General features: G+C 45.2%; 20 protein-coding genes. 7 read left to right on the top strand and 13 right to left on the bottom strand.

Annotated features, from left to right (window positions below):
- Nucleotides 1-70 precede the first annotated feature (70 nt).
- Nucleotides 71-1,045: an octaprenyl diphosphate synthase gene (gene ispB / locus V7R55_RS09090; RefSeq protein ID WP_334059200.1), complete on the bottom strand. Its 975-nt coding sequence runs from the start codon at nt 1,043-1,045 to the stop codon at nt 71-73.
- 922 nt (nt 1,046-1,967) lie between these two features.
- On the opposite strand from ispB, the gene rplU reads away from it, so the two are divergent.
- The 3 genes from rplU (at nt 1,968) to cgtA (ending at nt 3,988) form a co-directional block, all read left to right on the top strand.
- The gene (rplU, locus tag V7R55_RS09085) at nt 1,968-2,279 is read left to right on the top strand and encodes a 50S ribosomal protein L21 (protein ID WP_012517169.1); all 312 of its coding nucleotides are present in this window, start codon (nt 1,968-1,970) and stop codon (nt 2,277-2,279) included.
- A gap of 15 nt (nt 2,280-2,294) precedes the next feature.
- Nucleotides 2,295-2,552, top strand: coding sequence for a 50S ribosomal protein L27 (gene rpmA / locus V7R55_RS09080; protein ID WP_012517170.1), 258 nt, complete (start codon nt 2,295-2,297; stop codon nt 2,550-2,552).
- 257 nt (nt 2,553-2,809) lie between these two features.
- Nucleotides 2,810-3,988, top strand: a complete 1,179-nt coding sequence (gene cgtA, locus V7R55_RS09075; RefSeq protein ID WP_334059180.1) for an Obg family GTPase CgtA — start codon at nt 2,810-2,812, stop codon at nt 3,986-3,988.
- Between the two features lie 172 nt (nt 3,989-4,160).
- Here the strand turns inward: cgtA and V7R55_RS09070 are convergent, their stop codons facing one another.
- Nucleotides 4,161-4,526, bottom strand: coding sequence for a hypothetical protein (locus V7R55_RS09070; protein ID WP_334059179.1), 366 nt, complete (start codon nt 4,524-4,526; stop codon nt 4,161-4,163).
- Between the two features lie 161 nt (nt 4,527-4,687).
- Between V7R55_RS09070 and folA the strand changes: the two genes are divergently transcribed.
- Nucleotides 4,688-5,185: a type 3 dihydrofolate reductase gene (folA, locus tag V7R55_RS09065; protein ID WP_334059199.1), complete on the top strand. Its 498-nt coding sequence runs from the start codon at nt 4,688-4,690 to the stop codon at nt 5,183-5,185.
- A gap of 128 nt (nt 5,186-5,313) precedes the next feature.
- On the opposite strand, the gene rpoS is transcribed toward folA, so the two are convergent.
- The 10 genes from rpoS to V7R55_RS09015 all read right to left on the bottom strand — a co-directional run bounded on the left by rpoS (nt 5,314) and on the right by V7R55_RS09015 (nt 14,920).
- Nucleotides 5,314-6,306 carry an RNA polymerase sigma factor RpoS gene (rpoS, locus tag V7R55_RS09060; protein ID WP_334059198.1) on the bottom strand — a complete coding sequence of 331 codons (993 nt, stop codon included), beginning with the start codon at nt 6,304-6,306 and terminating at the stop codon, nt 5,314-5,316.
- Between the two features lie 72 nt (nt 6,307-6,378).
- On the bottom strand, nt 6,379-7,248 hold the full coding sequence (locus V7R55_RS09055) for a peptidoglycan DD-metalloendopeptidase family protein (protein WP_334059178.1): 870 nt from the start codon (nt 7,246-7,248) through the stop codon (nt 6,379-6,381).
- A gap of 1 nt (nt 7,249) precedes the next feature.
- The gene (locus V7R55_RS09050) at nt 7,250-7,828 is read right to left on the bottom strand and encodes a YqaA family protein (protein WP_334059177.1); all 579 of its coding nucleotides are present in this window, start codon (nt 7,826-7,828) and stop codon (nt 7,250-7,252) included.
- Complete coding sequence (locus tag V7R55_RS09045) at nt 7,825-8,460, bottom strand: protein-L-isoaspartate(D-aspartate) O-methyltransferase (protein ID WP_118490353.1); 636 nt, start codon at nt 8,458-8,460, stop codon at nt 7,825-7,827. The genes V7R55_RS09050 and V7R55_RS09045 overlap by 4 nt, the downstream gene beginning before the upstream one ends.
- Nucleotides 8,461-8,541: 81 nt before the next feature.
- Complete coding sequence (truD, locus tag V7R55_RS09040) at nt 8,542-9,627, bottom strand: tRNA pseudouridine(13) synthase TruD (protein WP_334059176.1); 1,086 nt, start codon at nt 9,625-9,627, stop codon at nt 8,542-8,544.
- Entirely contained in the window at nt 9,624-10,097 is a 474-nt protein-coding gene (ispF, locus tag V7R55_RS09035; RefSeq protein ID WP_334059175.1) for a 2-C-methyl-D-erythritol 2,4-cyclodiphosphate synthase, read from the bottom strand. Before ispF ends, truD begins: the two co-directional genes overlap by 4 nt.
- On the bottom strand, nt 10,097-10,855 hold the full coding sequence (gene ispD / locus V7R55_RS09030) for a 2-C-methyl-D-erythritol 4-phosphate cytidylyltransferase (protein ID WP_334059174.1): 759 nt from the start codon (nt 10,853-10,855) through the stop codon (nt 10,097-10,099). Before ispD ends, ispF begins: the two co-directional genes overlap by 1 nt.
- Before the next feature lie 5 nt (nt 10,856-10,860).
- A complete protein-coding gene (gene ftsB, locus V7R55_RS09025; RefSeq protein ID WP_179982290.1) occupies nt 10,861-11,151 on the bottom strand; it encodes a cell division protein FtsB in 291 nt (96 codons plus the stop codon).
- A gap of 98 nt (nt 11,152-11,249) precedes the next feature.
- Nucleotides 11,250-12,965: a TIGR03545 family protein gene (locus V7R55_RS09020; protein ID WP_334059173.1), complete on the bottom strand. Its 1,716-nt coding sequence runs from the start codon at nt 12,963-12,965 to the stop codon at nt 11,250-11,252.
- Nucleotides 12,966-13,297: 332 nt separating this feature from the next.
- On the bottom strand, nt 13,298-14,920 hold the full coding sequence (locus V7R55_RS09015; protein WP_334059172.1) for a methyl-accepting chemotaxis protein: 1,623 nt from the start codon (nt 14,918-14,920) through the stop codon (nt 13,298-13,300).
- A 445-nt stretch (nt 14,921-15,365) separates the two neighbouring features.
- On the opposite strand from V7R55_RS09015, the gene putA reads away from it, so the two are divergent.
- Nucleotides 15,366-19,163 (top strand): bifunctional proline dehydrogenase/L-glutamate gamma-semialdehyde dehydrogenase PutA, encoded by a 3,798-nt coding sequence (gene putA, locus V7R55_RS09010; protein WP_334059171.1) that lies wholly within the window; start codon nt 15,366-15,368, stop codon nt 19,161-19,163.
- A 101-nt stretch (nt 19,164-19,264) separates the two neighbouring features.
- On the opposite strand, the gene V7R55_RS09005 is transcribed toward putA, so the two are convergent.
- Entirely contained in the window at nt 19,265-19,867 is a 603-nt protein-coding gene (locus V7R55_RS09005) for a TIGR04211 family SH3 domain-containing protein (protein ID WP_334059170.1), read from the bottom strand.
- Nucleotides 19,868-20,039: 172 nt separating this feature from the next.
- On the opposite strand from V7R55_RS09005, the gene V7R55_RS09000 reads away from it, so the two are divergent.
- Nucleotides 20,040-21,545, top strand: a complete 1,506-nt coding sequence (locus V7R55_RS09000; protein ID WP_334059169.1) for a CYTH domain-containing protein — start codon at nt 20,040-20,042, stop codon at nt 21,543-21,545.
- Nucleotides 21,546-21,604: 59 nt separating this feature from the next.
- Complete coding sequence (locus V7R55_RS08995) at nt 21,605-22,684, top strand: DNA mismatch repair protein (RefSeq protein ID WP_334059168.1); 1,080 nt, start codon at nt 21,605-21,607, stop codon at nt 22,682-22,684.
- Nucleotides 22,685-22,711 lie beyond the last annotated feature (27 nt).

Here is a 22,711-nt window from a genome sequence, read left to right as displayed (position 1 = left end):
GCTATCCAGTTTTTCCCACAAAAAAAGGCGTGTTGATAACAACACGCCTTTTCATACCATCAGTCGGTAATTAGCTCGTACGCTCAATTGAAATATGTGCCAAAGCAATAAGCGCTTCTTTGTATTCAGAGTCTTCTATAGCGTTTAGGCTATCAATGGCCATTTGCACTTCTTTTCGTGCACATTCACGTGTGTAGTCCAAAGCGCCGGTTTCTTCCATAATCCCTTGGATACGGGTTAAATGTGGTAGGCCATTGCTTTGCTCAATGGCTTCTTGAATGAGTGCTTTGTCGTCGTCATTCTTAGCGTGCCACATAGCGTATAATAATGGCAGGGTAGGTTTACCCTCAGCTAAGTCGTCACCGGCATTTTTACCCATTTCTTCGCTGTCAGCCATGTAGTCAAGAATATCATCAGCTAGCTGAAAGGCAGTACCTAAGTGCTTGCCGTATTCTTGCATGGCGTGTTCAATGTGGTCATTTTGGTCGGTCAGCACAGCCGCTAACTGTGTAGCAGCTTCAAACAAACGCGCTGTTTTGCCGTAGATAACGTCAAAGTAGCGGTCTTCTGTAGTGCTGGCATCGTTACAATTCATCAACTGCAACACTTCGCCTTCTGCAATTTGATTTGTGGCTTCCGACAGTATTTCCATAACGCGCATGCGCTTTAGGCTTACCATCATTTGGAAAGAGCGAGTATAAAGAAAGTCGCCTACTAGAACCGACGCCTGATTACCAAAGATAGCATTTGCAGTCTCACGCCCTCTGCGCATGGTCGACTCGTCAACCACATCGTCGTGTAGCAGGGTAGCGGTATGAATAAATTCTACAATGGCTGCCAGGGTGTGATGGTCGTTATTACTTATGCCCATTGCTCGCGCACTTAACACGGTAAGTAGGGGGCGTAAGCGTTTGCCGCCACTGTTTACAATATAAAAGCCAAGCTGATTAATAAGGGCAACATCAGAATCGACTTGTTGTTGAATCAGCTGGTTTACCGCCTGCATATCATCATTAGACAGGGCGCGGATTTGATCTATATCCATAGGCATGGCAATAAATACTTACTCTTACGTCTTGGGCAATGGTTGCTGGCGATTGTACCTTAATCATCTGTACTATCCACCAAATTGTCTTAAAAAATGACGGCTTAACGTATTTACGTGTAATTTCTTAATTACGCTTAAACTCATTTTAGAAATTGAGGAAAAGCATCTTTCATCAGAGTTTCTCAACTCTTTGAAATATTGTTTTCTCAATAGTGATTAATTTGCGTCACTCGCTTAACTGAGCTTTGCCCATTAATACTTCCGTATACAATTTCTTATAATTATAGGCACTCTTAATTGTTTTTCCTTTCAAAGGGCAATTTTTCGATATTTTATGTTGGATAGTAATACGCTCCCTGGCGACTAAAGCGAGCTATTTAGCCGAGCAATTAAACCGGATGATCAGTTACGTAAATTCAAGGATCCCGTATCAAACCAAGAGGGTGAGGAAACGATCTAAACTTGCGATCCAATAGACAATCGGAAAATAAAACTGCAAAAAGTAGTACTACGGCTAGATAGCAAGTAAGGGCACGATTTATCTAGTGAGAAACGACCTTTTATCCTTTTACCGATCGTTCCGTACTATTCGGGATCTCATTTGGGCGATCGCAAATGGCCTTTATGAGATCGCCTTAACTTTGCCCGCACTTCTCGCCAATATTTTTGAGAAATAGACCAGGTTTTCATAGTTAGCGATCCTACTTTTCTGCTGATTTCTCGAAATTATTTTTGAAATTTTAATAGTTTCATAGCATTTGAAGCTGCATCAAATAAGCAATTGAGGCATAATTCGCCCCATGTTGGAAAAATAATCATTTTTTCTGCGAATCGGGCTTGTGATTTACGGATGTTTCACGTACAATTCGCGCCCTGTTTTTTGAATTGAAGCGTCAGTGGACGCAGAGCGGAGTTAACTATGTACGCGGTTTTCCAAAGTGGCGGTAAACAACACCGTGTGGCCGAAGGCCAAACCGTTCGTCTTGAAAAAATCGAAGTAGCCCCAGGCGAAACGGTTGAATTTGACAAAGTTTTAATGGTAAGCAACGGTGACGACGTAAAAATCGGCACACCAATCGTTGCTGGTGGTAAGGTGACTGCTGAGGTTGTTACACACGGTCGTGGCGATAAAGTAAAAATCGTTAAGTTCCGTCGTCGTAAGCACTCTCGTAAGCAAGCGGGTCACCGTCAGTGGTTCACAGAAGTGAAAATCACTGGTATCAACGCATAATAGGAGCACGAACACATGGCACACAAAAAAGCTGGTGGTAGTACCAAAAACGGTCGTGATTCAGAAAGTAAACGCCTAGGTGTTAAGCGCTTTGGTGGTGAATCTGTTCTTGCTGGTAACATCATTGTTCGTCAACGTGGTACTCGCTTCCACGCTGGTGACAACATGGGTATCGGTAAAGACCACACGTTGTTTGCACTAAAAGACGGTAAAGTTCAGTTCGACGTTAAAGGACCGAAGAACCGTAAATTTGTAAGCATCGTAGCTGAGTAAGCGCGAAAGCTTCTCGCCGAACAGGCTTAGAAAAACCCCGCGCAAGCGGGGTTTTTTGTTTTGTGAAACCTTTCTTTCTTTTTCTGTTCTTATTTATAGCGTGTAAATTCTAGAACGAATTAACGCTAGGCAAGGTTTTACTTCTCGTTTTTTTAGGATGCTGAGCAGACACAAAAGCGCCAATGGGTAATTTGGTGTAAACTTAGTATTCGCATTAAAAAGTTAACAACCCACGGCATTACAGCCCGGAGTGATAAATGAAATTTGTAGATGAAGCTGAAATTCGCGTTGAAGCCGGTGACGGCGGCAACGGTACCATTGGCTTTAGAAGGGAAAAATACGTACCTAAAGGTGGCCCAGACGGTGGCGACGGTGGTGACGGCGGCAGCGTATTCTTACAAGCCGATGAAAACCTAAATACATTGATCGATTATCGCTTCGAGCGCTTTCACCGCGCTGAGCGTGGCCAAAATGGGCAAGGCGGCAACTGTATCGGTAAGAAAGGCAAAGACCTCACCGTAATGGTGCCCGTGGGTACACGTGCCACTGATAGCGATACTGGTGAAGTATTGGGTGACTTAACTCGTCATGGTCAAAAGCTTAAAGTGGCACAAGGCGGTTTTCACGGTTTAGGTAATGCTCGCTTTAAAAGCAGTACTAACCGCGCACCACGTCAAAAAACCAATGGTACGCCAGGTGAAATTCGTAATCTTAAGCTAGAGCTTATGCTTCTAGCAGATGTGGGCCTACTTGGTATGCCTAACGCGGGTAAATCAACCTTTATTCGTTCTGTATCGGCGGCTAAGCCTAAAGTGGCTGACTACCCGTTTACTACGCTTGTACCTAACCTAGGTGTTGTTCGCCAAGATTCACAGCGTAGCTTCGTTGTTGCTGATATTCCTGGTTTGATTGAAGGTGCTGCCGATGGGGCGGGCCTGGGTATTCGCTTCTTAAAACACTTAGAACGCTGTCGTATCTTGCTTCATGTGGTAGATATTTTCCCTGTAGATGAAACTGATCCGGCCGAAAATGCTAAAGCAATTATAGAAGAACTTGAAAAATACAGCCCTAAGTTAGCAGAAAAGCCACGCTGGTTGGTATTTAACAAAGTTGATTTGTTGCTTGAAGAAGAAGCCGAAGAGCGCTGCCAGCACGTTATTGATGCGCTAGAGTGGGAAGGCCCGGTTTATCAAATCTCCGCGTTCCAAAAGATGAACCTCGATCCACTCTGTAACGATGTTATGGACTTCATTGAAACTCTTCCTGCAGAAATAGAAGAGGAAGAAGAGAAGAAAGAAGTGGAATTCAAGTGGGACACTTACCACAAAAATACACTTGAAGCCCATGATGAATTCGACGATGGCTTAGGTGACGACCTCGACGATGATGACTGGGACGAAGACGACTACGACGTGGAAGTTGAGTATCGTCGTTGAGAAACAATCGCTGAGAAACAGTCGTTGAGAAAAAATCGCTGAAAATCACTGGACGAAGGTAGTTTCTGTAAGTTTGTGATTTAAACAGTCACTAACTATCAGCTCACAAAACATTTAGCTCGTACATTTGCCAAAGCAAAGTGCGAGCTTTTTTGTATAGTGCACATCATTTCTACACCGCAAAGCGCAGCGGTATTTCGTTGTTCGCGATACTGTTAGACGCTTCTATGACCGTGTGGGCTCTGTCTACTATGGCATTTCTGTGGTGGGTAAGTCTCAAATGAAAATAAATATCTTCAAGTAAACTGGTCAAGCTCATAATTTTAGTTGTCATAGCGCTGTTTTCACCACCATCAACTTCAAGCAGTATGACGGCGATATCAAATGCACAACCAAGATAGGGAATCGCTTCACTTAACTGGCCACTTTGCATAAGCATAGTGCCCTGCAATTCGTCCCGTGCCATTACGTGTAGCGCTTGCTCTGGATTGTTATAAACCCAGTCTGCATGTTTAGGGCATAAATAAGTTATAAGCATGGTAGCCACCTCCTGACTCTAAACTAAAATACTTTCATGATACATGCAAATGATAATTGTTATTATTATATTTAAGGGATGGAGCATTTCCTATCTGATGTTGATATACTCAGCCTTGAAGAATTGGAACTTAGCCTGAAGGTGTAAAAATGAAAATAGCGATGATTGCTGCTATGGCAAAAGACAGAATTATTGGCGCAGACAATGATATGCCTTGGCATTTACCCGCTGACTTGAAGCATTTTAAAGCTACCACTTTGGGCAAGGCTGTCATAATGGGGCGTAAAACCTACGAATCAATTGGTAGGGCGCTTCCGGGTAGGCCGAATATTGTGATCACGAGTAATGAAAACTACAGCTTATCTGACGCTACCGTGGTTGACTCTCCAGAATCGGCATTTGAGGTCGCGAAAGCGCTAAGTAATGACAGTGGAGAAAGTGACGAGGTAATGATTATTGGTGGCGGTACTATCTACCAGTCATTTTTAGATAAAGCGGATACCTTGTATCTTACACATATTGATCTTTCAGTAGAGGGAGATACCCGCTTCCCAGATTATGAAGCTGTGGCAAGCTGGACCGAAGTATCGAGGGAAGCGCATGATGCCGATGAAAAAAACGCGCACCCTTACACCTTTGTCACGCTTGTGAGAAACTGAACTAGGTAGGACAATTAAAGGGCTGCTGGGTAATTTTGAATTTAATATAAAAATGCCAGTGTTGAAGCGCTTGTTTAAGAGCGCCACAACACTGGCATTCAAGTATTACTCTACGATGTGAGTAGTAGCTACTTCATTTGGTCGAACAAGTTCTCTAATGAAAGGCCTTGATGACCCAGCATATCGCGAAGACGGCGAAGTGCTTCCACTTGAATTTGACGCACACGCTCACGTGTTAAGCCAATTTCTGCACCCACATCCTCAAGAGTTGAAGGTTCATATCCCATAAGGCCAAATCGGCGAGCAAGTACTTCGCGCTGCTTAGGGTTTAGTTCTTCAAGCCAAGTAACAATATTACTTTTGATGTCAGAGTCTTGTAAGCTCTCTTCAGGGCTAAACTCTTTCTCATCAGCAATAATGTCGAGGAGTGCTTTATCATTCTCTCCACCGATAGGTGTATCAACAGAGGTAATGCGTTCGTTTAGGCGTAGCATCTTAGTGACGTCTTCAACAGGCTTATCAAGCGCTGCTGCAATTTCTTCAGCAGTTGGCTCATGATCAAGCTTTTGTGAAAGTTCACGAGAAGCACGTAAATAAACGTTTAGTTCTTTGACTACGTGAATTGGCAAACGAATAGTACGCGTTTGATTCATAATCGCGCGTTCGATAGTTTGGCGAATCCACCAGGTTGCATAAGTTGAAAAGCGAAATCCGCGTTCAGGATCAAACTTTTCTACGGCACGGATCAGGCCTAAGTTACCTTCTTCAATTAAATCGAGAAGTGCTAATCCACGGTTGTTATAACGGCGAGCAATCTTAACAACAAGGCGAAGGTTGCTAACAATCATACGTTTGCGAGAGGCTTCGCAGCCTTTCAGGGAGCGGCGCGCAAAATAAACTTCTTCTTCTGCGGTTAGCAGTGGTGAAAAACCAATCTCACCTAGATAAAGCTGTGTGGCATCTAGGTTTTTAGGCTGGTCATCCTGACTGAAAATGGCGTTATCATTTTCTAGGTCAGCGTCGTTGGTTAAGGTTTCGTCAGCTTTCATATCAGCTGGCATATCGATGACATCTAAGTCATCTTGAGGTTTTGATTCCAAGGCTTTATTTGACTTACCCATCATGAATCTCCTGCTACAAGGTTTACCTTATGACGTTTCTCCTTTGTATTTTATTATTCTTATTTATTTTTATTATTTTAATGTTGGCAGGTATTTCATAGGGTCTAAAGATTTCCCTCTATACCTAACTTCAAAGTGAAGTTTTACCGAATTTGTTCCGCTATCACCCATGGTTGCAATCTGCTGCCCGGCTGACACCCATTCTCGCTCTTTAACTAAAATGGTATCGTTGTAGGCGTAAGCACTTAAGAAAGTATCGGTGTGTTTTATAATAACTAACTTACCGTAACCTCTTAAGGCACTCCCTGAGTAAACAACTTTTCCATCTGCCGCTGCGACGACTTTACTGCCTTTGGCACCAGCGATGTCGATTCCTTTGTTGCCTGACTCCGACTTACTAAAGGTACCAACTAACTTACCTTCTGCAGGCCAGACCCACTTCTGTACTTTGTTTGGGAAGCTCGTTGGCGCTTGTTTTTTGACGCTTTCTGACGGCTTCTTGACAGTCGTAACATTTTGTGGCTTAACAATTTTTTCACTTTCACGATACGCCTGTGATGATGGGCGGTCAACCAAACTTTTGTCTACCTTAGGGGTGGTCGGAGTTGTTGACCGAGTGGTCTTAACCTTCGGCTTTACGGGGGGGGCAGCTACATTTGATGGTGGTGCAAGCTTTAAATTTTGACCAGGGAAAATGGTGTAAGGAGCTGATAAATCGTTGTATTTTGCTATATCGCGATAGTCGTTTCCGGTGTACCAAGCTACTGCGTATAGTGTGTCGCCTGGTTGCACTTTATAGGTTTTTTTTGTGTACTCTTCGCTTCCATCTGAAACTTGACTATTTAAAAGCACAACAGGGGCAGGTGCAGTTCTTCCTGCACAGCCTCCAACGAGTACACAAACATATAACAAAATTCCTATATGAACATGGGGGCTACGCATGTCATCGCAATAGTAAATAAGCAATTACTGCTAGAATGACGACGGCCCATCCAAGCACTTCTACATACTGCCTTAACTTTTGTTCCATTGCAGCTCCCCCACAGCGCATAAGTGCTGCAACTAGAAAGAATCGGGCGCCTCGCCCAATGGCTGATGCAAGCACAAAGGGCAAGAAAGCCATTTGCAAGAAGCCAGCGCTTACAGTAAATATTTTATAAGGAATGGGAGAAAAGCCAGCGAGGAAGACCACCCATATGCCGTAGTCTTTAAACCATTGCATTGCCGTATCTATTTTGTGAGTGTATCCCCAACTCTCAATAACCGGCGCCAACCATGCATCAAAGGCAAAATAACCAAGCCAATATCCCGCAATACCACCCAAGATAGATGCAATAGTAGTGATAAAGGCAAATTGCCATGCCTTATCAGGCTGTGACAAGGCCATCGGTGCAAGCATCACGTCAGGGGGAATGGGGAAGAAAACTGACTCTGAAAAGCTTAACCCACCTAAATATTTGGTTGCGTGGCGATGCCTCGCCCAGCGTAACGCCATGTCATAACACGGCTCAAAAAGCTTCACATTAGCTCTCCTGCTACAAGAGGAACAAATCGTACCGATTCAATGGTCGACGTTTTTAGTTCCCCTTCAATCCTATCAATACACAGCAACGATTGTTGTTCGTTACCCACGGGAATTATAAGTCGCCCACCTTCTTTTAGCTGTTCGCACAAATCCTGAGGAAGGCTCGCTGCAGCAGCGGTAACAATAATAGCGTCATATGGGCCTTTTGATGCCCAGCCTTTCCAACCATCGCCGTGTTTCATTGCAATATTGTGAAGGTCGAGTTGATTCATTCGGCGCTTCGCTTGAAACTGCAAAGATTTAATACGCTCTACACTAAAAACTTTCGCAAATAGCTGTGCAAGAATAGCCGTTTGATAACCTGAACCTGTGCCTATCTCCAGCACTTTTTCAGGTTTGTTGGGGCTATCAAGCAATAGCTCGGTCATTTTCGCAACGATATAAGGCTGCGAAATTGTCTGGCCCTGGCCTATAGGCAATGCCGTATTTTGATAAGCCTTATGTTTAAGCGCGTCGGGCAAGAAGCTCTCCCGCGGCGTACCAGCAATGGCGTTTAATACTGCTTGTGAACGTATTCCCTCGTTATAAAGCAGTTGTGCTAACGCGTCTCCTTTTCTAGAAGCTCTCATGATGTTGCGTACTTTCCTTTATTCTTATTCACAGCTACGCGTGGTTAAATCTGTTGCGCGCCACACTTTTACCAATACTTCCTAAACCCTATTAATGGGGGATAAAGTCTCCACGCATTCTCTAAGGACCGAGGTTGCAAAGCAGCCGCTTGGAAGCGCAAACGAGATAGTAAATGTATCACCCTTACTCTGCCATTCAAGCTGTGAAGGCCAAATTTTTATCGCTCGGCGCTCTTGCTCGAACCCGCATTGACTTAAAAAATCGATAATTTCGCTATTTTGCTCTGCAACCGACTGCTCTAATGCGAGGGCGTCAGCTTGTGTAACTAGTGAGCCTTTACCCCAAAGCGGCGCTGAAGGACACACGTCTTTTGCAGCGAAGCGACGCTGTGCATCTTGTTGCTGTTCTGAGCCTTCATCACCTTCATTAATGAAAAAGCTATTAGACCCCGAAAGCACCAGTGCATCGCCTTGGTTTACTTTATCAAATGTGCCTTTTTCGAGGCGTGCTGAAAGCATCTCATTGAACAGCCAGCTGCGCAGAGCAGAAAGCGCCATGGAGCGCTTGTTGCGGTGCCTAATGGTTTCACCATTGACCATGCGTTCGGCCATTACTAGATTCCCGCCACGCTGCACTTCACCCATATCATTTAAGCGCATAACGCCAAAACGTTGCTCGCCGTAATAATTTGGCACACCGTGTTGTTGAATTTCTTGAAGGCGCTCTTCAATAGCCTCTGGGTGTAATACCTGACGCAAAGTGATAGTAAAGTGGTTGCCTTTAAGTTGACCTGTACGCAGCTTTTTGTTGTGACGCATTTGCTTGAGTACTTTAACGCCTTCTAGTTCGAAGTTGCTAAAATCAAAATCTGGTTTGCCGGGTGCGTGTATGCCGAACCACTGTTGTGTTACTGCGTATTTGTCTTTACGTCCTGCATAAGTGATCTGGCGCAGTGGCAAGTTAACGAAGCGCGCCAGTTGTTCCGCAACAAATGCGGTATTTGTGTTCGTTTTTTCAATAAACACAAACTGGTGCTCGCCTTCGCCGCAGGGGATATAGCCCAAATCTTCAACAACTTGAAAGTCGTCGGCTTGGAATTTAAATATGCCAGTAGATACGGGCTTTGCAAAATAGTACTGCCAGTGATCAGTGTTTAAGGGCTTCATAGTTTTTCCAATAGCACGACAGCGTGAGAGGCAATGCCTTCTTTGCGGCCGGTGTAACCGAGTTTTTCAGTCGTCGTTGCTTTTACGTTAATATCGTCAAGCGAAACGTTGCAGTCTTGCGCGATGGTCTCGCGCATAGCACCGATATGTGGGGCCATTTTTGGCGCCTGCGCTACTATTGTCATATCAGCATTACTTAGCTTGTAGCCTTTTTCTTTAACTACATTCACAACGTGACGCAACAATACGCGACTGTCCGCTCCGGCATAGGCATCGTCTGTATCAGGGAAATGCTTGCCGATATCACCAAGTGCAGCCGCCCCTAGCATTGCATCGCAAAGTGCATGAAGCAATACGTCGCCGTCAGAATGTGCCACAAGGCCTTGTTCGTAGTCGATGCGCACGCCACCTATGGTGATGGGGCCGTCGCCGCCAAATTTGTGTACATCGAAACCGTGTCCTATTCGCATTATAAGTTTGCCTTTTGATCTTGTGCGCTATGGCTTTGCAGGTTGTTGCCTTGCGCGCTAAATTTTTGCTTAAGATAGAATTCTGCCAAAGGAAGGTCGGCTGGGTGGGTTATTTTTATATTTGCTGGGCTTCCATTAACCATAGCTACTTTGTAGCCAGCAAGCTCCATAGCCGACGCCTCGTCAGTAATCGCTGCGCCTTTTGCTAAACCTTCCTGAAGAGCCTGCTTTAAAAGTGTTGCGGGAAAGAACTGTGGCGTTAGCGCGTGCCACAGGCCGTCTCTGTTCTCGGTGTGAGAAATGATATTGCTGTCGGTATTCGTATCATGCGCAACTCGCTTCATAGTGTCTCTCACGGGGGTTGCCAGAATACCGCCGGCAACCGACCTATTGTCTATCAAGGCAATAAGCGCAGAAATATCGCTCTCTTCAACACAGGGGCGGGCTGCATCATGTACTAGAGCCCAGTCATTCTCGCCCAAAGACATGATGCCGTTGAGTACGCTGTCTGCCCGTTCTTTGCCACCGTCTACCACATGAATCGGTTTTTCCCGCAGTCCATAGGTATCGAAGTAAGCGTCGCCTGGGCTGATCGCTACCACAACCTCGTCAACTAATGGGTGGGTTAACAACACGTCTATGGTGTGTTCAAGGATGGTTTTACCGTTTAAAGCAAGGTACTGTTTGGGACGGTCGGCTCTCATTCGGCTGCCGACTCCGGCTGCGGGGATAACCGCAACAACGCGGGGCGATGTCATTTTATTCACTTAGCATCTGCGGGCAAAATACGGTAAAAGGTTTCTCCCTTTTTAATCAAACCGAGTTCATTTCGCGCTCTTTCTTCAATGGCTTCTAAACCAATTTTTAAATCGCTGATATCAGCTTTAAGTAACGCATTGCGTTGAGCAAGATTCGCGTTTTGAAGGGCTTGCGTATGAACTTCTTGTTTTCGGTTGAAGTAATCGGGAATGCTATTTTTTCCAAACCATAGTCTGTATTGTAATAGACCGAGAAGTACTATTAATACAATGGGAAGCCATTTACCTTGTAACACAGATTCACCTGACAATATGGTTAAGCGGAAAAAAGCAGAGGCGCTGTGCCTCCGCTGTGTTGTATTATGCCGCGAAGCAGCGCCGAGTCAAAGGTGCATTATTCACCCTGACCAAATTTCCCTTTCAATTTATCAAGCAGTTTACTTTTTTGCTCTTCAACAACGTTGTTAAGCTGAGCTTGAAGTAGTTCCTGAAGGGCTGCACTGTCGCCTTGGGCAGCGTTAAGCATACTTGTTACATCTACCAGCTCACCAGACAATACTGACTGCTGACTACTTACCATGCTGTTGAGCTTAGTATTTAACTCGTCTAGTTTATCTTTCTGACTAGCAGTAAGCTGTGAAAGTGCTGCTTTTGCAAGTTTATTGTCAAGGTCAGATTTAACGTCAAAGCTTGGGTCTGAAAGAGTACCGTCAAGCAACATGGTCATGTTTAGGCTACTTAAGGTCTGCAGTGCTTGAGCGATAGCGCTAGTAATATCGCTAGTACCCGTTGCTTCCATGACAAGCTGCTGTAGGTCGACTTCGCCGGTACCGGTCAGCATGTTATCCGTGACTTTCATCGATCCGTTGGTTTTCATTAGCGCTGATTTAAGCACCGCATTAAGTGTTTCATTGCCGCTAAAAGAAATGTCAGACATGTTCACACCGGCTAGCTCCCATACCTGACTAGCATCAACACCTTCACCATCAATCCAAAACTCACCGCTAGAGGTAAACGACTTTAATAAATCGCCAGCCGCTTCAATAGTAAAGGTAGTTGGGTTACCAAATACTTCGTGAACGTTCGTGATATTGTTCCACTTGCTGGTGATAGATTCGTTTTGCCATAGCACAGAGACGTTAGCTTCTTTTACTAATATTGAAGGCACTTCTGCAGGCGCTTCGCTTTTTTCTTCACCCTGAATAAGCGGCATAACTATTTGCATTGCCGCCATCAGGTATTCGGTGTATTCCGCTGCTTTGTCGCCAAATACAAAATAGGTTACCTGAGAAAGGGCTGCTTGATCGCCAGCAATAACACCTTTAAGTAAAGCATAGTCTTCCTGAGGTGCTTTTTTGAGCGCTTCAACACTTGCACTTAAAGCCTGTTTTGCATCGCTAGCCTTTTCAGTGAAGTTGCTAATAAGCGCGCGGTCTGCCTGCATTTCTTCTTTGAGTTTGTCGAATGCTGACTTGGCTTGGACTAATGCTTGAGGGTCTTTGTAGTTAGTTTCTTTAAGCTGAGCGACCTGTGTTTTGTAGTAGTCAATACGCGCTTTGTCAGGCAAAGATTCATAATCATCTTTAAGGCCTTTGCCATAGGTTTCGTAGGCAGACTTGGCATTTTCGATGGCTGCGGTCGTTTTTAGCGGGTTGCGTGCAAGTAGTTCATCAACCGTAGGCACGGCCTCTTTCGCTTTCGTTTTGATTTCATCGAACGACAGTGAGCGCTCTGGAACGCGATACACTTCACCTTCTGACTCACGCTTGGTATCAAACTGTACTTCTAAAAGGTTTAGGTTATTAACAATAACCTGATCATCAAGCAGTGGCTTTAACTCGACGTCCGCATTAGCTTCACCTACAAAAACTTGGTTGTGAGATGGCTTGGTTGGGTTGGTTAGCGCGATGCCTTTTAGGGTAACAGTAGTGGGGAAAAGAGAGTGGTCGAATTCGTCAATATTGACTTCGGCGCCGTATGATTCCCCTAATTTTGATTCAAGAATAGATTTTATAATGGTGTTGGCGAACAAAAAGTACACCAAGAATAGCAACACGAAAAAACCGGCAACCCATAGTAAAATAGGCTTCCCCTTAGAACCACTACTCATATTCAACTCCTTGATTTGATACGCGTCTAACGTTACAAGCGCTTAAGCCATTGCCACATTGCGATAGCATAGCCGATTACCTAGAAGAAATCGTCACTCGGCCACTTAATGTGATTCTGAGTGTAATGCACTCAGGCCTTTTGTTCCACAGGCAGAGCTTGTCACTGATGGTTTAAGAGCGTCTAAATGCTACAAAGTTTCGTTCTTAGTATCGAAAATAATCGCATTTGAAGTTCGAGTTAAAGCAAGGAAGGACATAAAGAAAAGGTGTGAGCGGCCTGAACACGCGCGAATTGCTTCGCGGGCTCTCTAGGCCGCAGTCGAAAAGAGGTTTACAGCTTAAAACGGTTTGCTATATCCATAATTGCCAGACAACTGCTTTTTAGTGCTTGGCTTGCAGCTGCCAGTTCATCTGCTGTTTTCAAGCTACTATCAGCAGCACCCGACAACGCATTTATTCGCATATTTGCTTCAGTGGCGGCTTCTGCCTGCTGTTCAGTCGCTCGGGCAATTTCACTGCTCATATCCGCAATGTCCGTCATCAGGCGGTCAGCTTCCTGAAGGTTTTGGTTTGCTTGTATGGCATTATCTACAGTTTTGGCTGACGCAGACTGACTAATTTTCACTGCGTCTACTGCACTTTTCGCGTTATTCTGCAGCTTTTCAATCATAGCTTGAATTTCATCGGTACTTTGCCCGGTTCGACTTGCTAAGGTGCGAACTTCATCTGCTACGACAGCAAAGCCTCTTCCTTGTTCACCCGCGCGGGCGGCTTCAATGGCTGCATTAAGGGCGAGTAAGTTTGTTTGCTCCGCAATGCCGCGAATTACGTCAAGCACAGCACCGATACTGTCAGTTTGCGCAGCAAGTTCAGTCACCACGGTGCTTACGCTCTCTATATCAGAAGTCAGCGAGCGGATATCTTGTACCGTACTATCTACCACTGCTGCACCGTTTTGAACATTACCCCGTGCACTGCTTGTACTCTTTTCTGCAGAATCCGCATTACTGCTGACATCGTTAATCTGCGTTGTCATTTCTTCCATTGCGGCGGCAACCTGCAGCATATTTTCGTTCTGCGTTTGCGCTTGTGCGTTACTGTTTTGACTGGATGACTCAACGAGTTCAGCTTGCTGTGTAAGTGAACTGATGTTTGCGCGAATACCAAGCAAAGACTGGCGCATTTTATCAGTATATTCATTGAAGTAACGGGCTAGGCGAGTAATTTCGTCCTGCCCGGTTTCGGGAAGCGACCGGGTTAGGTCGCCCTCTCCCTGAGAAATATCTTTCATCCGTTCAGTTACTTCTTGAACCGGTTTTACAATGCTACCGCCAATCACATATACCAGTACCACAACCAGAACAACGCTAACCAAACAAAACACCACAATCAGGTTGCGAAGGTGGGAAAACTCTTTTTCGAGATTGGTAAGGTATATGCCCGAACCCACTGTCCAGCCCCACGGCTTGAACTCTTTCACATAAGAAATTTTATCGGTAGGCGTCTCTTCGCCGGGAAGGGGCCAGACATAGTCAACAAAGCCGTCACCTTGTGTTTTGACTTTTTGTGCCATTTCTATAAAAAAGGCTTTGCCATTTCCATCTTTGAACGTTCTTAAGTCTTTGCCATCGAGCGCCGGCTTAATAGGATGCATAACCATAGAGGGAGTTTGGTCTTGGATCCAAAAGTAATTGCTGCCGTCATATCGCAGCGCTTTTACCGCTGCTAGCGCCTGTTGTTTAGCAGTAGCTTCGTCTACATCAGTGCGTGCTTCGAAACTACTGAGCATAGTATGAACAACTTCGACAAGGTGCTGATTTTCATCATATGACTTTTGCTTTAATGCTTCGTAGTGCCTGTTTAATACAACGGCGGTTAGTAATATAAACAGCAGCGTAATAAGAGCAACAATAATGCCCAGGCGTTGAATTAAACTGAATTTTCGTAACCACATTGGCAAATACCTATTTTTTTGTATTTTTGTTTTTTTATAGTGTAGACGGTTTTTCATTAATCGCAGTTTATTGCAATTAAGAATAAACCACTTTCTGAAGTGTCTAACATGGACTTCACTAGTGGGCAGTTAACGGGTGTTTTATTCAAAATTGATGTGATACCGAAGGGTCAAAAAATGTTATCCAACGCACTGAATACGTAGCTTGACAGAGAATTAAAAAAACTTTGCTGGTAGGGGCTTGGCTGAGCATTTTTGTGTGCTACTATCCGCGCAAATTTGGCTCCGTCGTGATCTTCATCCAAAAGTATATAGTTAAAAGAAGAACGACAGGTCAACGCAGGGTTACGACTTTGCTTGTTATTTAGCCGCTTCCATGTAACCGTGGGCAGTCAATACACGGCGGGAACGCTTTTGTTACAGCTATTTCTATGAAAGGGTTGCAATGCTCATTAACGATACACTTCATACAACTTCACCCCTACGTCAGCGCATAAGAGACTACTATCGCATTAGCGAGTCTGTGGCTGTTGATCAGATTCTTCCCATTGCCGAGGTTAATCCGCGTGCGCGAAGTCGTGCATGGGAGCGTGCACGTAAGATGGTGCTACAAATTCGCCGGGAACAAGAGGGACACGGTGGCGTTGACGCACTTTTAAATGAATACTCCCTATCTACGGCTGAAGGTGTGGTATTGATGTGCTTGGCTGAAGCCTTGCTGCGAGTGCCTGATAAAGCTACGCAAGATGAGCTTATTCGTGACAAGCTGTCTCAAGGACAGTGGACGCCACACTTAGGTAATTCAGAATCTTTATTTGTTAATGCGTCTGCATGGGGCTTATTGTTCACAGGTAACATGGTGAACTATGCCGACAAGCGCAAAAAAGAACAGTTTGGTTTGTTAAAGCAAACCCTTGGTCGCCTTGGTGAGCCAGTTATCCGCCGCGCAATGAATATTGCTATGCGCGTTATGGGTCGCCAATTTGTTATGGGCGAAACCATTGAAGATGCGGTAGAACGCGCTAAAGAAAAGGAAACTAAAGGCTACGTATACTCCTACGATATGCTAGGTGAAGCAGCGCGAACTATGGATGACGCTGATCGCTACTATGAGTCTTATGAAAAGGCTATTAAAGTTATCGGTAAAGCTGCCAATGGTCGAGGACCAAAACGCTCGCCAGGTATTTCCGTAAAACTTTCGGCTATTCATCCGCGCTTTGAGTTTTCTCACCGCGAACGCGCCATGGTTGACATTCCGCCGCGCTTGAAAGCCTTATGTATGATGGCAAAAGAATACGATATCGGCTTAACGGTTGATGCTGAAGAAGCTGACCGTCTTGAGCTTTCGTTAGATATTATAGAAGCCGTCTTCCGCGACGAAGACTTAAATGGCTGGACGGGCTTCGGCTTAGCAGTACAGGCCTACCAAAAGCGTGCAATTCACGTCATTGAGCACTTGCGCGAGCTTACCCTTGAGGTAGGTCGTCCGCTGATGGTGCGCTTAGTTAAAGGCGCTTATTGGGATACAGAAATTAAGCTTACTCAGCAAGCGGGCCTTGAAGAGTTCCCTGTATTTACCCGTAAATCGTCAACCGACGTGTCATACCACGCTTGTGCTAACCGTCTGCTTGAATATCGCGACACTATTTATCCCCAGTTTGCTACCCACAACGCTTACACCGCGTCTGTTATTGTTGAGCTTGCTGGTGACGACAAAGAAGGTTTTGAGTTCCAGTGTCTGCATGGCATGGGCGATACCCTTTACGATCAGGTGGTAACACAGGATAAGATTCAGTGCCGTGTTTATGCACCTGTAGGTGAACACGAAGACTTATTGGCCTACCTTGTACGTCGTCTTCTTGAAAACGGCGCGAACTCGTCGTTTGTAAACGCTATTGTTGACGATGAAAAACCGGTTGAGTCTTTGCTTGAAGATCCGGTAGAGAAAACACAACGCCTGAAAGTACGTTATAACAAGTTAATCAAAACTCCACGTGGGCTGTATGCGCCAGAGCGCGACAACTCGCGTGGTCTAGACCTAACCGACACCAATGCGGTAACGGCGCTTAAACATGAACTTGAACGCTGGCAGGATTACTACAAAGTGACCGGTGAAGTACCAGAAGGTGCGACAGCGGTACTTAGCCCAACAAACCACAATGACGTGGTGGGTTATCATTACTATGCTAAGCCTGATGACATGCGTAAGGCGCTAGATGAAGCTGACGCAGGGTTCGAAGCTTGGTCTAAACGTGATGTCAGCGAGCGTGCAGAAATTCTTAATCGTACAGCCGATGCTTTAGAGCGCCATATGGCTGAGCTTATCGCTATTTGTATGCGTGAAGCCGGTAAAGTGGCTCAAGACAGCATTGATGAAGTGCGTGAAGCCGTTGATTTTTGTCGCTATTATGCTGCCCGCGCCGAAGAGCTTGCTGATGATCAGCGCTTAAAACCTCGTGGCGTTGTGCTGTGTATCAGCCCTTGGAATTTCCCACTGGCCATTTTCCTAGGTCAAGTTACGGCTGCATTGGTAACTGGTAACACAGTTATTGCCAAGCCCGCCGAGCAAACCAGCATGGTTGCCATACGTGCAGTAGATATTATGCATTCGGTAGGTTTACCAGAAGACGCACTTAAGCTTATCGTATCGCCAGGTAAAGAAGTGGGTGAAACTCTACTGCCTGACGAGCGTATTAGGGCTGTCATGTTCACAGGCTCAACACAAACAGGTACCTTAATTTCACAGGTGCTTGCAGAGCGTGGTGGTGAACAGGTACCGCTCATCGCAGAAACAGGCGGCCAAAACTGTATGATTGTTGATTCAACCGCATTGCCTGAGCAGGTGGTTGATGATGTCATTCATTCGGGTTTCCAAAGTGCCGGTCAACGCTGTTCAGCACTTCGCGTCTTGTTTGTACAAGAAGAAATTGCTGATGACCTTATCGATATGTTAATCGGTGCCATGAAAGAGCTTACAGTTGGCGACCCAACACAACTTGCCACTGATGTCGGCCCTGTGATCGACGAAAAGGCGCTTAAGAGCCTTACTGATCACCAAGAGTATATGAAAGACAAAGCCAAGCTACTTTATCGTAATGCAATGCCGGCCGGCTTTGAGAAAGGGACCTTCTTTGCACCTACTTTGTACGAAATCAAAAATATTGATGTGCTAGAAAAAGAAGTGTTTGGCCCTGTAGTGCATATTGTGCGCTTTAAGTCGAAAGAGCTCGATAGTGTGCTAGAGCAAATTAACGGTACAGGTTACGGCCTGACGATGGGCATTCACTCGCGTATTGAAGAGCGTGCTAACGAGCTTGCTGCGAAAAGCCGTGCGGGTAACTTGTACATCAACCGCAATATGATTGGTGCTATTGTTGGCGTACAGCCCTTCGGTGGCCGTGGCCTTTCCGGCACAGGCCCCAAAGCGGGTGGTCCAAACTATCTACCTCGTTTGATGATGGAACGCGCAACGCCTAAGCCTTCGCACATTGATGATGTTGATGGTACCGATGCAGCATTGGTAGGTGATGAGAAAATTGCCGAGCGTGCTCATGTGATGATGGATAAGGCAAAAGCGGTAGAAGCACAGTGGCGTCATACGCCTCTTAATGACCGCATTTCAATGGTACGTCAGCTTCTAGCAAAAATTGCGAAAGTAGATATTGTTGATGAGTTGGCCGACGACTTAAACCGCACGCTAGCAACGGCGCGTCAACAGCTGACCAGCGTTGAACGCAAACTTGCCAAGCCGCAAGTATTGCCAGGGCCTACAGGTGAGTCGAACAAACTGTACTTAGAGCCTCGCGGTATCTTGGTATGTTTCGCCGATAAAGAGGTTACCTTCGAATACTGGCTGTTGTCGATTGTGACGGCGCTATCAACGGGTAATCCGGTAGTATCAGTGGTTTCTGAAATTTTCTACGAAGAAGCAGTGGAGATTCAGAACAAGTTTGAATCGACGGGGGCACCAAAAGGCTTGTTCCAAGTAGCGCGTCTAGCGCATTTGGATACTTTGCTGATGGATGAAGACCTGTCTGGCGTGGTGGTCGACTCTAGTACAGAGCGTACTGCGCGTATTACTGCAATGCTCTCGTCACGTGAAGGTGCTATCTTGCCGGTAATCACAGCAGAGTATAACGATCATCTTATTCAACGTTTGATGACCGAGAAAGCCATCAGCATAGACACTACGGCGTCAGGTGGTAACACATCACTAATGACCCTTGTTGAAGATGATGAATAAGCTCTCGGGCAAAAACTTGGTAAGCTTATAAAATTAAAAATGGCCAGCTTAAAGCTGGCCATTTTTATTTCGCACAATAACAATTTTTCGGTGAGCTAGCACTACATCCATTCGCTGTTTCTGCGCTTGCGCTTAGGAAGGTAAGTGAGCATTACACCAAGCAATATCCCCACGCCTGCAACTATGCCACCGCGAGTAAACCAAGTAACAAGCTCGTCTTTATTCGCGCTTTCAACCTTTGCTGTTAAACGAATAATTTGAGACGCTTGCTCGTCGTTTGTGGTGGTAAGTTTAGACACGTTTTGGCGAGCATCGTTAAGCTGCTGACGAAGCTTGGCATTTTCTGATTGTGCAGCTTGCAGGGCACTTTGGCTCTCAGCAAGTTTCTCACTAACAATAGGCAACTGCTCTGCTTGCGACATAGTATTAGACACAAACTTACTTTCAACCCAGCCTTTACGCCCTTCATCGTCGGTAATTTGCGTGAATTCAGCATCGTTGTCGCGGGAGAGCACCGTAATAGGTGTACCGGCTTCAATTGAACCCAGAATGCGATAGTTACGACCAGGTCCAGTATGCATAAAGATAAACAAGTCATCTCTTATATAGTGCGAAGAAGACGCTTCTAAATCAGCGGTATCTTGTAGCGAAAATGCTTGAAAAGAGCATGCAATAAGGGCTGCTGCTAACCACTTTCGAATCATATGAAGTCCAATTTTAGAATTTAAAACGTGAAGATGGTATTGGTTGACCGCGATAAAGGCAAGTTTGTTCCACTTTTGTCTAATTTAAGCGACTTGTTTAACAGCAGCAACATTGCGAAAAGTGAGCGACAAAGGTAAGGTGTCAGCATCATAAGCTGTGCTTAGCGCAACCATGTCAGAAATAGAATTAAAATTTGTAACGGGTGACAATGCTCACCAGGCGTTTACCCAACGCGTACTCCCTCTTTTTGAAAAACACAATATCCAGGTTAATTCTCATCGCGAAATGCGCTTAGAGAATGACTATTACGATACGGATAAACTCGATTTTCAAAACAACAAAATGGGCTTTCGGGTTCGCGGTAATAATGGCGAGTACGAACAAACGTTAAAAACCAACGGTGTAGTAAGCGGTGGCTTGCACAAGCGCATGGAATATAACGTAAGTCTTGGTAACGCAAGACCGGATCTCACGTTGTTCGAGTCAAATGTATGGCCCGAAGGTTGGGATATCGCATCTAAGAATGCGAGTCTTTCTAAACAATTTAGTACACACTTTACGCGCAATGCCTATGTGGTTGCTTTAGGCGATAGCCTAGTTGAAATTGTCTTAGACTGCGGTGAAGCTAGTACGGATAAAGCCAGCTCCCCCATCAATGAGATTGAGCTTGAATTGATGTCAGGGGAGATCAACAGTCTGTTTTCTCTCGCTGTGCTAATAAACGACAATATGCCGGTGCGTCTAAGCGATGTGTCAAAAGCCGCTCAGGGCTATCAGTTGTTACACGGCTTTAACGCTAAAATTCGCCACCTACCAGACTTTCTAGCCCTTGAAGAGACCACCACCACAGAAGAGGCATTCGGCCTGGCAGTGCAAACCGCTTTGGCGCATTGGCAGCATCACGAGCATGTATTTTGCGAGAGCGGTTCGATAAAAATGCTGGCTGAGGTCGCTAAAAGCGTTAGGTTGCTGCTGCAGAGTGTGTCGCTTTATCTACCCGTATTGCAGTGCCCAGAGTTATTAGCCTTGCACAAAAAACTGGTAACCCATACGCAAAAGTGGGGCTGGCAAGACGACTTACAAAGTTTGCGCTATTTGCTCTCTAAAAAGAGCATGTTTAATAAAACCTTGAGCAAACACCCAGCGGTAGTAAGCTACCTGCAAGGGCGTCAAACAGGTTTGATGCAAGCTCATGAACCTGAAAAGCTATTTTTCGACAATGACGCTACAGATATTAAGATTCACGCTATAAGCCTTATACAAAATAAGCCTTGGCAAAAGATAGCAACGGGATTTGATCACCCTGTACTTGACCATGCAAAAGGATGGTTATCGCAAGGGTGGCAAACCGTGCAGCAGAGTATGCCCCTCAGTAAAACCATGGGACCAGCTAATTACAGCGCAGTGGAAATAATGCTAAGACAAACCCTGTGGAGTGGTTTTTTGCTTGGTGACTTGTTTGTTGAAGAGCGGGGTAACTTTCGTGCGCCTTGGTTAGACTTACTTACCGGCATTGATGAATTAAACGCATTGCTCATGCTGAAGCAATCTATAGACGATGCGGAAGTTGACTCTCACGATGAGGTGCGCAAATGGACAGCAGAGAAGCTCAGTACGTTAATTCGAATTATGGAGCGAACGCGCACTGTGGCTATGCAACGTGAAATCTACTGGTAACCCATGTCGGTGGACACGTATTGCATTAGCAAATTTTATCTCAGGGAAGGAGGGCGCTGATGACTTCAAGCTACTATGATTATTTTCTATATTCGCTACTAGGCGTTTATATTTTTTGTTTTGCCCGTCTGTTCGTTCAGAAAGTAAATTTAAACAGCATGCGCTGGCTAGTTGGTGCCTTTGTTTGCTGGCCACTATTTATGCTAGATGAATGGCTGCGAATAGCACACGCGAGCTCTTTAGCTATCTTGTATGGTTTATCAGACGTATTTGCAGTAATCGCAATTACTTGTTGTTATCGTGCCATAAAGCCCATGTTATTAGCTTATCCCACGGCAAGAAAGCGGCTGTGGTGGCCTACTGTGGTAACGGCTTTTTTTCAGTGTACTGTGCTTCTCATATCGGTGAATGATAAACAGCAATGGCTTTCATCGTCGCCAAATGGCGAGCCTTTACTGTTATGGCCTGCCTATTTTGCCTCGCTTTTAACCGGCTTTAGTGTGTTACTTATTGGCATTCTTATTACCGAACACATTCAAATGTATCATAGACATTTACCTGAGCAGGCGGTGGACATTAAAAACTTAAGAATGCCTAAACTTGCCGGTGTAATGGGAAGTTTGGTTGGGGTAGCCTTTATGAGTATTTTACTTGTTACTGCCGCAACCTTTGGTTTTTTCCCCGTACCTTTTTGGGAAAGCTTTCATCACTTAATGATTGGTTGTGCACTGTTAGTGGTATTGTTTTCATTGACCTTTATTCGTCGAACGGCGCCGTCGCCATTGAACTACGAGCGACTGGATGAAGGTAAAGCCACACCCTATGAAATAAGCAGTATTATTTCTAAAGCGGAGCGCTATACCATAGAGTCAAAGGCCTATAAAACCCGCTTTCTTACGCTAAGTGAGTTTTGCAAAGGGGCGGATATCGACCCTACATCTTTCGCTATTGCGCTTCAGCTTACTGAGAAGAAAAACTTCAGGCGGTTTATATTCCACTACCGCCTGGAGTATGCGAAAAAAGTGCTGCTCCATAGCGATGCCAAATTAGAAGCTGTGGCGAAACGTCTTGGCGTTAACTCAGAAAAGTTCTTAAGCGAATACCTTGTAAAACATTTGAACAATGCGCCTACAAAGTGAAGAAGGTTTTCAGTTTGCAACGCTTAC

Source organism: Alteromonas sp. S005 (assembly GCF_036864475.1).
Lineage (GTDB): Bacteria > Pseudomonadota > Gammaproteobacteria > Enterobacterales > Alteromonadaceae > Alteromonas.
This window is presented reverse-complemented; position numbering and strand designations above follow the sequence as displayed.

Bases quoted from the DNA above. Each gene is read 5' to 3' on its own strand.
- V7R55_RS08995 (WP_334059168.1), top strand. From the start codon at position 21,605: ATGACTTCAAGCTACTATGATTATTTTCTATATTCGCTACTAGGCGTT.
- V7R55_RS09015 (WP_334059172.1), bottom strand. From the start codon at position 14,920: ATGTGGTTACGAAAATTCAGTTTAATTCAACGCCTGGGCATTATTGTT.
- rpmA (WP_012517170.1), top strand. From the start codon at position 2,295: ATGGCACACAAAAAAGCTGGTGGTAGTACCAAAAACGGTCGTGATTCA.
- V7R55_RS09070 (WP_334059179.1), bottom strand. From the start codon at position 4,526: ATGCTTATAACTTATTTATGCCCTAAACATGCAGACTGGGTTTATAAC.
- putA (WP_334059171.1), top strand. From the start codon at position 15,366: ATGCTCATTAACGATACACTTCATACAACTTCACCCCTACGTCAGCGC.
- V7R55_RS09055 (WP_334059178.1), bottom strand. From the start codon at position 7,248: ATGCGTAGCCCCCATGTTCATATAGGAATTTTGTTATATGTTTGTGTA.
- V7R55_RS09045 (WP_118490353.1), bottom strand. From the start codon at position 8,460: ATGAGAGCTTCTAGAAAAGGAGACGCGTTAGCACAACTGCTTTATAAC.
- V7R55_RS09020 (WP_334059173.1), bottom strand. From the start codon at position 12,965: ATGAGTAGTGGTTCTAAGGGGAAGCCTATTTTACTATGGGTTGCCGGT.
- truD (WP_334059176.1), bottom strand. From the start codon at position 9,627: ATGAAGCCCTTAAACACTGATCACTGGCAGTACTATTTTGCAAAGCCC.
- rplU (WP_012517169.1), top strand. From the start codon at position 1,968: ATGTACGCGGTTTTCCAAAGTGGCGGTAAACAACACCGTGTGGCCGAA.
- ispF (WP_334059175.1), bottom strand. From the start codon at position 10,097: ATGCGAATAGGACACGGTTTCGATGTACACAAATTTGGCGGCGACGGC.
- ispD (WP_334059174.1), bottom strand. From the start codon at position 10,855: ATGACATCGCCCCGCGTTGTTGCGGTTATCCCCGCAGCCGGAGTCGGC.
- V7R55_RS09005 (WP_334059170.1), bottom strand. From the start codon at position 19,867: ATGATTCGAAAGTGGTTAGCAGCAGCCCTTATTGCATGCTCTTTTCAA.
- ispB (WP_334059200.1), bottom strand. From the start codon at position 1,045: ATGGATATAGATCAAATCCGCGCCCTGTCTAATGATGATATGCAGGCG.
- rpoS (WP_334059198.1), bottom strand. From the start codon at position 6,306: ATGGGTAAGTCAAATAAAGCCTTGGAATCAAAACCTCAAGATGACTTA.
- V7R55_RS09000 (WP_334059169.1), top strand. From the start codon at position 20,040: ATGTCAGAAATAGAATTAAAATTTGTAACGGGTGACAATGCTCACCAG.
- folA (WP_334059199.1), top strand. From the start codon at position 4,688: ATGATTGCTGCTATGGCAAAAGACAGAATTATTGGCGCAGACAATGAT.
- cgtA (WP_334059180.1), top strand. From the start codon at position 2,810: ATGAAATTTGTAGATGAAGCTGAAATTCGCGTTGAAGCCGGTGACGGC.